This window comes from Streptomyces sp. NBC_00400, from assembly GCF_036048035.1.
In the GTDB taxonomy this organism is placed as follows: domain Bacteria; phylum Actinomycetota; class Actinomycetes; order Streptomycetales; family Streptomycetaceae; genus Streptomyces.
The window spans coordinates 2635586-2648226 of record NZ_CP107940.1 but is presented as its reverse complement, the minus strand read 5'-3'; the positions used below and the strand labels follow the sequence as shown (position 1 = coordinate 2648226).

General features: G+C 68.6%; 10 protein-coding genes and 1 riboswitch. Of the genes, 5 read left to right on the top strand and 5 right to left on the bottom strand.

Going from position 1 to position 12641, the window contains the following annotated elements; translation table 11 throughout:
- Positions 1 to 162: 162 nt before the first annotated feature.
- Positions 163 to 1515: an IS4 family transposase gene (locus OHS81_RS11500; RefSeq protein WP_328384644.1), complete on the top strand. Its 1353-nt coding sequence runs from the start codon at positions 163 to 165 to the stop codon at positions 1513 to 1515.
- A 36-nt stretch (positions 1516 to 1551) separates the two neighbouring features.
- On the opposite strand, the gene OHS81_RS11495 is transcribed toward OHS81_RS11500, so the two are convergent.
- Both OHS81_RS11495 and OHS81_RS11490 read right to left on the bottom strand, forming a co-directional pair.
- The gene (locus OHS81_RS11495; RefSeq protein ID WP_328384702.1) at positions 1552 to 2607 is read right to left on the bottom strand and encodes a ribonucleotide-diphosphate reductase subunit beta; all 1056 of its coding nucleotides are present in this window, start codon (positions 2605 to 2607) and stop codon (positions 1552 to 1554) included.
- Positions 2607 to 5042, bottom strand: a complete 2436-nt coding sequence (locus OHS81_RS11490) for a ribonucleoside-diphosphate reductase subunit alpha (protein ID WP_443058683.1) — start codon at positions 5040 to 5042, stop codon at positions 2607 to 2609. Before OHS81_RS11490 ends, OHS81_RS11495 begins: the two co-directional genes overlap by 1 nt.
- A 216-nt stretch (positions 5043 to 5258) precedes the next feature.
- A riboswitch (cobalamin riboswitch) is annotated at positions 5259 to 5325 on the bottom strand.
- A gap of 160 nt (positions 5326 to 5485) precedes the next feature.
- On the opposite strand from OHS81_RS11490, the gene OHS81_RS11485 reads away from it, so the two are divergent.
- Positions 5486 to 6073 (top strand): Uma2 family endonuclease, encoded by a 588-nt coding sequence (locus tag OHS81_RS11485; RefSeq protein WP_328384701.1) that lies wholly within the window; start codon positions 5486 to 5488, stop codon positions 6071 to 6073.
- Between the two features lie 72 nt (positions 6074 to 6145).
- On the opposite strand, the gene mctP is transcribed toward OHS81_RS11485, so the two are convergent.
- The 3 genes from mctP to OHS81_RS11470 all read right to left on the bottom strand — a co-directional run bounded on the left by mctP (position 6146) and on the right by OHS81_RS11470 (position 9142).
- On the bottom strand, positions 6146 to 7771 hold the full coding sequence (mctP, locus tag OHS81_RS11480; protein ID WP_328391061.1) for a monocarboxylate uptake permease MctP: 1626 nt from the start codon (positions 7769 to 7771) through the stop codon (positions 6146 to 6148).
- Positions 7772 to 7830: 59 nt separating this feature from the next.
- Positions 7831 to 8091, bottom strand: a complete 261-nt coding sequence (locus OHS81_RS11475; RefSeq protein WP_328384700.1) for a DUF3311 domain-containing protein — start codon at positions 8089 to 8091, stop codon at positions 7831 to 7833.
- Between the two features lie 289 nt (positions 8092 to 8380).
- A complete protein-coding gene (locus tag OHS81_RS11470) occupies positions 8381 to 9142 on the bottom strand; it encodes a GntR family transcriptional regulator (RefSeq protein WP_088799881.1) in 762 nt (253 codons plus the stop codon).
- A gap of 241 nt (positions 9143 to 9383) precedes the next feature.
- Between OHS81_RS11470 and OHS81_RS11465 the strand changes: the two genes are divergently transcribed.
- From OHS81_RS11465 to OHS81_RS11455, 3 genes are all read left to right on the top strand, one after another.
- Positions 9384 to 10652, top strand: coding sequence for an extracellular solute-binding protein (locus OHS81_RS11465; RefSeq protein WP_328384699.1), 1269 nt, complete (start codon positions 9384 to 9386; stop codon positions 10650 to 10652).
- Between the two features lie 104 nt (positions 10653 to 10756).
- Positions 10757 to 11797: a carbohydrate ABC transporter permease gene (locus OHS81_RS11460; RefSeq protein WP_328384698.1), complete on the top strand. Its 1041-nt coding sequence runs from the start codon at positions 10757 to 10759 to the stop codon at positions 11795 to 11797.
- On the top strand, positions 11794 to 12633 hold the full coding sequence (locus OHS81_RS11455) for a carbohydrate ABC transporter permease (RefSeq protein WP_328384697.1): 840 nt from the start codon (positions 11794 to 11796) through the stop codon (positions 12631 to 12633). Before OHS81_RS11460 ends, OHS81_RS11455 begins: the two co-directional genes overlap by 4 nt.
- Positions 12634 to 12641 lie beyond the last annotated feature (8 nt).

Genomic DNA, 12641 nt, shown 5'->3' with positions numbered 1-12641 from the left:
AAGGCGGGTGGGCGGGGCGAAGGGGCGTCGCGGTACGTCTTCTAGAAGCAACGCCGTTCAGTTAGGCGCGGAGGTCGTTCGTCAAGGCTGGTGAACGAGGCAGCGGAGCTGCTGTAGAAGAGGGCTGTCCTCCAAGACATCCTCACTACGGGAGCTCCGCTGTTGGAACAGGCTGCCATCACCAGGACGGCCCGGGTAGCGGCCGGGGTGTTCGCGCCGGGGCATATCGGTGAGCTGACCCGGATCGTGCCGTTCGAGATGGTCGATGCGGTGCTGGCGGAGACCGGTGCGGTGCAGCGCAGGGTCCGGCTGGTGCCGGCGCGGGTCACGGTGTACCTGCTGCTGGCCGCGGCACTCTTCAACGGGCTGGGCTACCAGCAGGTCTTCGACCGGCTGTGCGCCGGGCTGGCGGGCCTGCCGCTGCTCCGGCCCAGCGGCAGTGCTCTTCGCCAAGCCCGCCAGCGGCTGGGTCCGGCACCGATGAAGGCGCTGTTCAACCTGGTGAGCGGACCCGCGGCCACGACCGCTGCCGCCGGGCGGTGGCGGGGACTGAGGGTCGTCGCGGTTGACGGCACCCTGCTGCCGGTCCCGGACTGCCCGGCCAACCTCGCGGTGTTCACCCGGCAGCGGCTCGGCAACGGGACCTCGGGCTACCCGCAACTGCGTCTGGCCGCGCTGGTGGCCTGCGGCACCCGGTCGGTGATCGGGGCCGTGTTCGGCCCGGCCACGCATGGCGAGCTGGAATACGCCCGCTGCCTGGCAGACAGCCTGCGGCCCGGAATGCTGCTGCTGGGCGACCGGAACTTCTCCTCCGCCGCCCTGCTGAACCAACTGGCCGCCACCGGCACCCATCTGCTCGTCCGCTGCAAGGCCAACCGGAAACTGCCCGCGGTGGCCCGCTGCCACGACGGCTCGGTACTGACCCGGATCGGACCGCTGACCATGCGCGTCATCGACGCCGAGATCACCATCCGCACTGCCCAGGGCACCCGCACCGGCCACTACCGGCTGCTGACCACCCTTACCGACCCGGCCACCCACCCGGCTGGTGAACTCGTCCGGCTCTACCACGAGCGCTGGGAGATCGAGACCGCCTACGCCGAGCTGAAGTCGACGACTCTGGGCGGACGTGTCCTGCGGGCCCGCACTCCCGACGGCATCGAACAGGAAGTCTGGGCCCTGCTGACCGCCTACCAGGCATTACGCACTGCGATGACCGACGCCACCGACAGCGCCCCGGGCACCGACCCGGACCGGGCCGGCTTCACCACGGCCCTCGCCGCTGCCCGAGACCAACTTGTCCTGGCCGCGGGCGTCATCACCGGCACCGACATCGATCTCGTCGGCACCATCGGCCGTCACGTCCTGGCTCACCTCCTGCCGGCCAGGCGGGTCCGCACCAAAGACCGCATCGTCAAACGCGCAATCTCCAAATACAACGCACGCGGACCCGCCATCGACCGCACCACCTACAAGGCCACCATCAGCATCACCATGCTCACAAGCAGCCCTTGACACCACCGAGCCCGCCCTAACTGAACGGCGTTGCTTCTAGAAGTCGTCGTCGAAGGAGACCGAACCCTCGACGGCAACCTGGTAGGCGGAAGCCCGGCGCTCGAAGAAGTTGGTCAGCTCCTGGACGTTCTGCAGCTCCATGAAGGAGAACGGGTTCTGTGAGCCGTAGACCGGCGCGAAGCCGAGCCGCTGCAGCCGCTGGTCGGCGACGCACTGGAGGTATTCGCGCATCGAGTCGGTGTTCATGCCCGGCAGGCCGTCACCGCACAGGTCGCGGCCGAACTGCAGCTCCGCCTCGACGGCCTCCTTGAGCATCTCGGTGACCTGCTGCTCCAGCTTGTCGTCGAAGAGGTCGGGCTCCTCCTCGCGGACGGTGTCCACGACCGAGAACGCGAACTCCATGTGCATGGACTCGTCGCGGAAGACCCAGTTGGTGCCGGTGGCCAGGCCGTGCAGCAGGCCCCGCGAGCGGAACCAGTACACGTACGCGAAGGCGCCGTAGAAGAACAGCCCCTCGATGCAGGCCGCGAAGCAGATCAGGTTCAGCAGGAAGCGGCGCCGGTCGGCCTTGTCCTCCAGCCGGTCGATCTTGTCGACCGAGTCCATCCACCGGAAGCAGAACTGGGCCTTCTCCCGGATGGACGGGATGTTCTCCACGGCCGCGAAGGCGGCGGCGCGGTCATCCGGGTCGGGGAGGTAGGTGTCCAGCAGCGTCAAGTAGAACTGGACGTGCACGGCCTCCTCGAAGAGCTGCCGGCTCAGGTACAGCCGCGCCTCGGGGGAGTTGATGTGCTTGTAGAGCGTCAGCACGAGGTTGTTGGCGACGATCGAGTCACCGGTCGCGAAGAACGCCACCAGCCGGCCGATCATGTGCTGCTCGCCCGCCGAGAGCTTGGCGAGGTCGGCGACGTCGGAGTGGAGGTCGACCTCCTCCACGGTCCAGGTGTTCTTGATCGCGTCGCGGTAGCGGTCGTAGAACTCGGGGTACCGCATGGGGCGCAGCGTCAGCTCGAAGCCCGGGTCCAGGAGGTTCTTGGTGCCGGTGGTGGCCGTGTGGGCGGCGGCTGCGTTCGTCTCGGGTGCGGTGGTCATTACTGGCAGGCCTCGCAGGACTCGGGGTTTTCCAGGGAGCAGGCGACCGCCTCGGGGTCGGTGGCCTGCTGCGGTACGGGGGCAGGGGCGGCGGCCGAGGTGCCGCGCGCCGACTGGGCGATCCGGGTCGCCGGCCGCGACCGCAGGTAGTACGTCGTCTTGATGCCGCGCTTCCAGGCGTAGGCGTACATCGAGCTGAGCTTGCCGATGGTCGGCGACGCCATGAAGAGGTTGAGCGACTGGCTCTGGTCGAGGTAGGGCGTACGGGCCGCGGCCATGTCGATCAGGGCGCGCTGCGGGATCTCCCAGGCGGTGCGGTACAGCGCCCGGATCTCTTCGGGGATCCATGCGACGTCCTGCACCGAGCCGTTGGCCTCGCGCAGCGCGTCCCGGGTCCGGGCGTCCCACAGCCCCAGCGCCTTCAGCTCCTCGATCAGGTAGGCGTTGACCTGCAGGAACTCACCGGACAGCGTCTCGCGCTTGAAGAGGTTGGAGACCTGCGGCTCGATGCACTCGTACACGCCCGCGATGGAGGCGATGGTCGCGGTCGGCGCGATCGCCAGCAGCAGGGAGTTGCGCATGCCGGTGGCCGCGATACGGGTGCGCAGCGCCGCCCAGCGGTCCGCCCAGCGCGGCTCGGCGTTGGGGTAGTGGTCGGGGTGCAGCACCCCGCGGGCGGTGCGGGTCGCGGACCAGGCTGGGTGCGGGCCGTGCCGTTCGGCCAGGTCGGCGGACGCCTCGTAGGCGGCGAGCATGATCCGCTCGGAGATCCGGGTGGACAGCTCCTGCGCCTCGGGCGAATCGAAGGACAGGCGCAGCCGGAAGAACACGTCCTGCAGGCCCATCAGGCCCAGACCGACCGGGCGCCAGCGGGAGTTGGAGGTCCCGGCCTGCTCGGTCGGGTAGAAGTTGATGTCCACGACACGGTCGAGGAAGGTGACCGCGGTGCGGACGGTGGCGTCCAGCCGCTCCCAGTCCATCTCGCCGTGCTCGCCCAGGTGGGCGGCCAGGTTGACCGACCCCAGGTTGCAGACCGCGGTCTCCCCGTCGTTCGTGACCTCCAGGATCTCGGTGCACAGGTTGGAGGAGTGCACGACCTGGCCGGGCTCGGCGGTCTGGTTGGCGGTGCGGTTGGCGGCGTCCTTGAACGTCATCCAGCCGTTGCCGGTCTGCGCCAGGGTGCGCATCATCCGGGAGTACAGCACCCGGGCGGGGATCTGCTTGAGCGCCCGGCCCTCGGCCTCCAGCTTGCGGTAGGCGGCGTCGAACTCGTCGCCCCACAGGTCCACCAGCTCGGGGGCGTCCGAGGGCGAGAACAGCGACCAGTCGGCGTCCGCCTCCACCCGGCGCATGAACTCGTCCGGGATCCAGTGGGCGATGTTCAGGTTGTGGGTGCGGCGGGCCTCCTCACCGGTGTTGTCGCGCAGCTCCAGGAACTCCTCGATGTCCGCGTGCCAGGTCTCCAGGTAGACGCAGGCGGCGCCCTTGCGCCGGCCGCCCTGGTTCACGGCCGCGACCGAGGCGTCCAGGGTGCGCAGGAACGGCACGATGCCGTTGGAGTGCCCGTTGGTGCCGCGGATCAGCGAACCGCGGGCGCGGATGCGGGAGTACGACAGGCCGATGCCGCCCGCGTGCTTCGAGAGCCGCGCGACCTGGTGGTAGCGGTCGTAGATCGAGTCCAGCTCGTCCAGCGGCGAGTCCAGCAGGTAGCAGGACGACATCTGCGGGTGGCGGGTGCCGGAGTTGAAGAGGGTGGGGGAGGAGGGCAGGTAGGACAGCGAGCTGGTGAGGCGGTAGAGCTCGGCGACGTCGTCCAGCGCGCGCTCGCTGTGGTCCTCCGCGAGGCCGCAGGCCACCCGCAGTAGGAAGTGCTGGGGGGTCTCGACGACCTGACGGGTGGTGGGGTGGCGCAGGAGGTAGCGCGAGTGCAGGGTGCGCAGCCCGAAGTAGCCGAACCGGTCATCGGCACCGTCGGCCAGCGCCCGCTCGACCAGCGCGTCCAGCCGGGCCGCGTGGCTGCGTACGAACTCCGCGGTCCCGTCGGCGATCAGACCTTCGCGGTGGCCGGCCTCGACGGAGGCGGAGAAGGAGACCGCCCCCTGTCCGGCCGCCTCCTGTGCGATGGCGAGGGTGAGCAGACGCGCGGCGAGCTTGGAGTACTGCGGCTCGTCACCGATCAGACCGGCCGCGGCATCGATGGCCAGCGCCCGCAGTTCGGCCTCGTCGGAACCCGGGTGCCGGCCGCGCAGGGCGGCGGCGGCCACCTTGCCGGGGTCGGTCGCGGTCAGGTCCTCGGTCAGCTCGGTCAGGGTGCGCAGCAGGGCGACACCCGGACCGTCCTCGCCCGGTCCGCCGTCGGCGGATCCGGCAGGCGTGGCCACCACGGGGGGCACGACCTCGGCGTCTGACGCGGGCTCCGTTGGCGCGATGGTCACGTGCTGCTCTCCCTCATTCGGCGGGGGCCGGGAGGGGAGGGACGCGACGGGCGCACGCGGGCATGCGGCACCCCGAAAACGTCAGGGGTGCGCGGGCACACCGCGCGGCGTCCACCGGCCCAACCCTCGGGGCCCGGACGTATCGACACCCGCACCCATGGCGGTGCGGACGTACCATCGGCAGGTCCTCGGACTACACGAGCGCACGCCAAAGCCGGTGTCCGGCCGGTCGAGCGCGCTCCCACACCGTTGCGGGACAGTTCCGGATTCGCACCGGATTCCCCTGCGGCGACAGCGAGGACGAGCATACATGTGGTGGTGGCCCATCAGGTGCACCCCCATATCTAGTGTGTCGTGAGTGATCACACAGTGCCTGTCAGTGGCCTCGGCTATGGTCGGTTTTACGTTCTCTGCTCCGTCCCGTGGAAGAAGGAGAAGGCCTCATGACCGCGCTCGCCGACCGTCCGCACATCATGGAGACCGAGCATTTCGAAGAGGCCGCCCGGATACTCGCCCGCCTGGAAGAAGGTGCGCGGTTGGAACTCATCGACGGGAAGGTCAAGAGCAAGCCCATGCCGGACGGGGATCACGGACGGATCATCCAGTGGTTGCTTCGCATCTGCATGCAACACAGGCCGGAGCTCTTCCTCGATCCGAATCAGGGCCTGAAGGCGGAGACCTACCGAAAGGGCCGCCTTCGTCCGGACGCCTCGCTCGTGCCGTGCGATGCCTTCGTGGGCCAGGGTGAATGGGCGGACCCCGACCCGGTGCTCATGGTCGTCGAAGTCACTTCACATGACTCGGACACTGACCAGCGCGACCGAGTGGAGAAGCCCCGTGCGTACGCGAAGACCGGTATCCCGCTGTACCTGTTGATCGACCGCCAAGCCTGTCAGATCGTGGTCTACAGCGAACCCGATGACGGCCGTTACGAGACCGTCCATACCGTGCCGTTCGGCAAGGCGCTCCACCTGCCGGACCCAGTGGGCATCACGCTCGAAACCGAGCAGCTGAAGAACTGGGTGAACTGAACGGCCCACGCCAACGGGCCGCCGTGCTCCCGGAGGAACGCGGCGGCCCGTGACGGTGCGGCAGCGGGTGGCTCAGCGCCCGGCCGGCGCCTTTTCGGCGGCGGGCGGCAGTTCGACGGTGACGCCCTTGTCACCGGCGTCCGCCGTGTAGTCGGCGGGGCTGGTCTCGTCGATGCCGTCGGGGGCGCCCGCGGCCTTCAGGGCGAAGGTCAGGACGACCGTGACCACGACGTTCAGCACGAAGGCGGTGAGGCCGATGTAGCCGATCTCGCCGATGCCGGGGATCTCCTTGCTGGAGCCGCCGAAGTGCTTCTGGGTCGGGCTGGCCACGCCGTAGGCCGCGAGCGTGCCGTAGAGCATGCCGACCGCCCAGCCGGTCAGCAGCGCCCAGCGGTGGAACCAGCGGGTGAACAGGCCGCCGACCAGGGACGGCATGGTCTGCAGGATCCAGATGCCGCCCAGCAGCTGGAAGTTGATCGCCACGGTCTTGTCCATGGTGAGGACAAAGACCAGCGCGCCGACCTTCACCAGCAGCGAGACCAGCTTGGCGACCTTGTGCTCTTGCTCGGGCGTGGCGTCCTGCTTGAGGAAGTCCTTGTAGACGTTGCGGGTGAACAGGTTGGCCGCGGCGATGGACATGATGGCCGCGGGCACCAGCGCGCCGATGCCGATCGCGGCGAACGCCACGCCGGTGAACCAGCTCGGGAACATGTCCTCGAAGAGCTGCGGGATGGCCAGCTGCGGGTTGCCCTGGATGTCCGTGCCGGCCTTGACGGCCATGAAGCCGAGCAGCGCCAGCAGGCCCAGCATCAGCGAGTACAGCGGCAGGATGGTGGTGTTGCGCCGGATCACATTGCGGCTGCGCGAGGACAGCGTCGCGGTGATCGAGTGCGGGTACATGAAGAGCGCCAGGGCCGAGCCGAGCGCCAAGGTCGCATACGCCCATTGGTTGTTGGCGCTGCTGACCAGCTCGCCCCGCGGTTTGCCGGGGACCGGGCCGGGCTGGGCGAGCGCCTTGCCGGCCGAGTCGAAGATCGCGTCGAAGCCGCCGAGCTTGATCGGGATGTAGATGATGGCCACGGCGATCACGAGATAGATCAGTCCGTCCTTGACGAACGCGATCAGCGCCGGCGCCCGCAGACCCGAGGAGTAGGTGTACGCGGCCAGCACGGCGAACGCGATCAGCAGCGGCAGGTCCTTGACGAACCAGTTGGTGTGCTCGCCGCCGCCGATGCCCATCACGTCCAGGACGGCCTGGATGCCGACCAGTTGGAGTGCGATGTACGGCATCGTGGCGAGGATGCCGGTGAGCGCCACGGCCAGCGACAGGCCCTTGGAGCCGAAGCGGCCGCGCACGAAGTCGGAGGTGGTGACATAGCCGTGCTTGTGCGAGACCGACCACAGGCGGGGGAGGAAGGTGAAGATGAGCGGGTAGACCAGGATCGTGTACGGGACGGCGAAGAAGCCGGACGCCCCCGCCGCGTAGATCGCCGCCGGGACGGCCACGAAGGTGTACGCGGTGTAGAGGTCACCGCCCAGCAGGAACCACGTCACCCAGGTGCCGAAACTGCGGCCGCCCAGCCCCCATTCGTCGAGGTTGGCGGACTGCTCGGCCTTGCGCCAGCGGGCGGCCAGGAATCCCATGACCGTCACGGCCAGGAAGAAGAAGACGAAGACGGCGAGCGCCACGCCGTCGATGCCCTTGGCGGAGGAAGCGGCAAGCACCTCGGAGGCACCCGTCGCGGTCGCGGTGACAGTCACTGGGCCGCACCGCCCTTGCGGGCGCGCTGCTCACGCTGTACGAGCTTGTACGCGATCATGGTGAGCGCCGTCGAGACCAGCACCCACGCCATCTGGTACCAGTAGAAGAACGGGATCCCGATGAGCTTCGGCTCGATCCTGGCGTACGAGCTCACCCACAGCATCGCCACGAACGGAGCGATCAGGCAGACCCCGGCCACCACGCGCGTGGGGGTGACCACCTGTCTGCGATCCGGCGATTCGACTGACTGTGTCATGGCCATGGCTCCGTCCCCTGGCTGTGGCTGTCTCCTGTGTAATGGGCTGGAAATCTATGGCAGGGGCGTGGCGCGCGTCACTAGCTGTCCGCATATCGGTATGGAGAATCCACCTGGGGACAGCCCTGTGGCGCGGCCGATGACCTGGTTCGTCCCGATTGGGGAGTAATTGCCGCATCGGGGGGCGGGGCGGGGGCGTTGAGGGGCGCGCCGCACCCCCGTGGCCGCGGGGGCGGCGGGTCGGTCCGTCGGGAGGGCCGGCCCATGGGGCGGCCCTCCCGCGCGGCGCTCAGTCCGTGGGGCGGCGCAGTCGGGCGACGAACTTGTAGCGGTCGCCCCGGTAGACCGAGCGCACCCACTCCACCGGCTGCCCCTGTGCGTCGAGCGAGTGCCGGGAGAGCATCAGCATCGGCAGGCCGACGTCCGTGCCCAGCAGGCCGGCCTCGCGTGGCGTGGCCAGCGAGGTCTCGATGGTCTCCTCGGCCTCCGCCAGGCGGACGTCGTACACCTCGGCCAGCGCGGTGTAGAGGGAGGTGTACTTGACGAGGTTGCGGCGCAGCGCCGGAAAGCGCTTCGCCGACAGGTGGGTGATCTCGATGGCCATCGGCTCGCCGCTGGCCAGCCGCAGCCGCTCGATGCGCAGCACCCGGCCGCCGGTGGCGATGTCCAGCAGGCCGGCGAGCCGGTCGTCGGCGGTGACGTAGCCGATGTCCAGCAGCTGGGAGGCGGGCTCCAGGCCCTGGGCCCGCATGTCCTCCGTATAGGAGGTCAGTTGCAGCGCCTGGGACACCTTGGGCTTGGCGACAAAGGTGCCCTTGCCCTGGATGCGCTCCAGCCGGCCCTCGACGACCAGCTCCTGGAGGGCCTGGCGCACCGTCGTGCGCGAGGTGTCGAACTCCGCGGCGAGGGTGCGCTCGGGCGGGACCGGGGTGCCGGGTGGCAGGGTCTCGGTGATCTCCAGCAAGTGCCGCTTCAGGCGGTAGTACTTGGGTACCCGCGCGGTCCGTGTGCCGCCGCCGCTCTCGGCACCGTTGCCCCCGTCCGTCTCCATGACCCGCCTCTCCGACTCCTGTCGCGCTGCCGTCACCGGCTCCTCCGTACGTAGCGGCTCACATCGTGGCACGGGTGGGTTCCCGCGCTCCCGTGCAGGTCCCCGCTCGTCAGATGTCGGTCCGGTAACGGACCTGACAGCGACTCTTATACACCCTTGACACCCCAAAAGGTCTAGGCCAAGCTGCGGGGCGCTGGTCTAAACCATTAAAGACCACACCCGGTCTTGGGGGGAGAGCGCAATGAAGCGTGGGCTCATAGCGGCGACGGCGGTCGTGGGAATGCTGGGGAGTGTCGCCGCCTGTGGGGCCGGTGGCGGCGGCACGGCGGGTGCCGGGGGCTTCAAGGGGCGGAAGCTGACCGTTTGGGTGATGAGCGGTTCGAATCCGGCGCAGTGGACCGAACAGGTCTCCGAGCAGTTCAAGAAGAAGACCGGCGCCACCGTCGAGTTCAAGGTCCAGCAGTGGAACGGTATCCAGCAGAAGCTGAGCACCGCCCTTTCCGAGGACACCCCGCCCGATGTCGTCGAAATCGGCAACACCCAGACCGCCGCCTATGCCAAGGCCGGAGCCCTGGCCGATCTCGGCGATCTGAAGAAGGAGATCGGCTCCGACTGGAACGACGCCTTCAACAAGGCCTCGCTCGTGGACGGAAAGCAGTACGCGCTTCCGTGGTTCGCCGGAAACCGCGTGGTGATGTACAACAAGAAAATCTGGGCCGAGGCCGGACTCAAGGGCATCCCCAAGACGCGCAAGGAGCTCTTCCAGGCCTTTGGCACCATCAAGAAGAAGACCGGCGCCGAGCCGCTGTATCTCCCCGGCCAGAACTGGTACTTCCTCGACGGCCTGACCCTCGGCACCGGCGCCGAGCTGGTGAAGAAGCAGGGCGGCAAGTGGGTCTCCAACCTCGGCGACCCCAAGGTCTCCCGGGCCATGGACATCTACAAGCAGTACCAGGACTTCAGCACCGCTCCCAAGAACAAGGACGAGGCCACTCCGCAGCAGGGTGAGATCTTCGCCAAGGGGAAGACCGGCGCCGTCATCGCCATGGGCTACGAGGCCGCCGTCGCCGTCAAGGCCAATCCGGACATCAAGAACGACATCGGCTTCTTCACCATCCCCGGCGAGACCGCGGCCAAGCCCGAAGGCGTATTCCTCGGCGGCTCCAACTTCGCCGTCGCCGGTATGGGCAGGAACCAGGAACTCGCCAAGGAATTCCTGAAGGTCGCCCTCTCGAAGCAGAACGACGGACAGATGGTCAAGGAAGCCGGCTGGACCCCGAAATCCGCCGATCTGGCCGGCGTCGCACAGCAGAATCCGGCCGCCGCGGCCGCCACACCCGCCGCGGAGAAGTCCGGCGGCACCACTCCGCTGATTCCCCAGTGGGCCGCGGTGGAGAACCTGCCGAACCCGATCAAGAGCTATATGACGGCCGTTCTCGGCGGTAAGTCCCCGGCCGACGCCGCCAAGGACGTCGAATCCGAGATCAACGCACGGCTCGCCCGGCAGTAACCGGCGGCCGTCCGCGGGCCGTCCTTGCACGGCCCCGCCGGCACGGACGCAGGCGCGGCACCAGGTGCACCGAGGTTTCACGGAACGAGGGGGAGCGGGGACCCATGGCAGCGCAGCTCGACGACGGGGTGGGAAGCGCCGTGCCGCAGACCGGCGGGGGAGGCGCCCCGCCCGCGCGGCGTGGCCCGGGCAGCCGGCGGGCGGGGCCCGGTGCCCCTCATCCGTCCGCCCGCCGCATCCCTCGCCTCCCCGCCCGCCGCGCCCCGTACCTCCTGCTGCTGCCGGCCCTGCTCGCCACCGCGGTCTTCCTGGGGTGGCCCATGGTGCGCAACCTCCTGCTCTCCTTCCAGAACCTCAATATGAAGGAGCTGATCCAGCACCTCACCGACTGGCGCGGGACCGGCAACTACCAAGAGATCCTGGGCAGCGAGCAGTTCTGGCGGGTCACCCTGCGCACCCTGGTCTTCACCGCGGTCAATGTCGTCCTCATCATGGTCCTCGGGGTGCTGATCGGACTGCTGCTGGCCCGGCTCGGCAAGAAGATGCGCCTGACGCTGTCCCTCGCGCTGGTGCTGGCCTGGGCCATGCCGGTGATCGCCGCCACCACCGTCTTCCAGTGGCTCTTCGACTCCCGCTACGGCGTCGTCAACTGGCTGCTGGACAACGCCGGCTGGCATGCCATGGCCCACTACGACTGGGTCGGCACCCAGCTGTCGACCTTCTCCGTGATCACCGTGCTGATCGTCTGGCAGTCGCTGCCCTTCGTGGCCCTGAACCTCTACGCCGCCACCACGACCATCCCCAGGGAGCTCTACGAAGCGGCCCGGATGGACGGCGCCGGCACCTGGCAGGTCTTCACCTCCGTCACCTTCCCCTTCCTGCGGCCCTTCTTCCTGGCCACGACGTTCCTGGAGATCATCTGGGTCTTCAAGGCCTTCCCGCAGATCTTCGCGATCAACGAGGGCGGCCCCGACCGGCTCACCGAGACGCTGCCGATCTATGCCTTCACCGAGGGCGTCGGCAACCTCCACTTCGGCATGGGCGCTGCGATCTCCCTGCTGACGATCGTGGTGCTGCTGGCCGTGACCGCCCACTACCTGCGTCTGACGCTCAGGCAGGAACGACACGAGGAGAACGAGCTGTGAAGCGCACCGCTTCCGCGGCGGCCCGCCGCCTGTGGCCCAACGCCACGGCGCTCGTGCTGGCCCTCGGCTTCGCCTTCCCCGTCTACTGGATGTTCAGCACGGCCTTCAAACCGACCCGGGACATCGTCACCGAAGACCCGGTGTGGTTCCCCTTCCACGGCACCGTCGAGCACTTCGCGACGGCGGTGAACGCCCCCGACTTCTGGGCGCTGGTCCGGAACTCGGTCGTGGTGACCGTACTCGCCGTCGGCCTGTCGCTGGTGATCGCGCTCTGCGGGGCGTTCGCCCTGACCCGGATGCGCTTCAGGGGCCGCCGGGGCATCCTGCTGACCTTCATGATCGCCCAGATGGCGCCCTGGGAGGTCATGGTGATCTCCGTCTACCTGATCGTCCGGGACGCGGACCTGCTCAACAGCCTGCTGCCGCTCACCTGCTTCTACATGCTCATGGTGCTGCCGTTCACCCTGCTGACGCTCCGTGGCTATGTCGCCGCGGTGCCCAAGGAGCTGGAGGAGTCCGCGATGGTCGACGGCTGCTCGCGGCGGCAGGCGTTCGGCAAGGTGGTCTTCCCCCTGCTGGCACCCGGTCTGATGGCCACCTCGCTCTTCGGCTTCATCACCGCATGGAACGAATTCCCGCTGGTGCTGGTCCTCAACAAGGAACCGGCCATGGGCACCCTGCCGTTGTGGCTCTCGCGGTTCCAGAGCCAGTTCGGGGACGACTGGGGTGCCACCATGGCCGCGGCCTCGATCTTCGCCGTCCCGATCCTGGTCCTCTTCTTGTTCCTGCAACGCAAGGCGGTCGGCGGTCTCACCTCCGGCGCAGTGAAGGGATAACGCCGCAC

Excerpts from the sequence above, each read along its gene's own strand:
- OHS81_RS11465 (WP_328384699.1), top strand. The coding sequence starts at position 9,384 with ATGAAGCGTGGGCTCATAGCGGCGACGGCGGTCGTGGGAATGCTGGGG.
- OHS81_RS11460 (WP_328384698.1), top strand. The coding sequence starts at position 10,757 with ATGGCAGCGCAGCTCGACGACGGGGTGGGAAGCGCCGTGCCGCAGACC.
- OHS81_RS11485 (WP_328384701.1), top strand. The coding sequence starts at position 5,486 with ATGACCGCGCTCGCCGACCGTCCGCACATCATGGAGACCGAGCATTTC.
- OHS81_RS11495 (WP_328384702.1), bottom strand. The coding sequence starts at position 2,607 with ATGACCACCGCACCCGAGACGAACGCAGCCGCCGCCCACACGGCCACC.
- OHS81_RS11475 (WP_328384700.1), bottom strand. The coding sequence starts at position 8,091 with ATGACACAGTCAGTCGAATCGCCGGATCGCAGACAGGTGGTCACCCCC.
- OHS81_RS11470 (WP_088799881.1), bottom strand. The coding sequence starts at position 9,142 with ATGGAGACGGACGGGGGCAACGGTGCCGAGAGCGGCGGCGGCACACGG.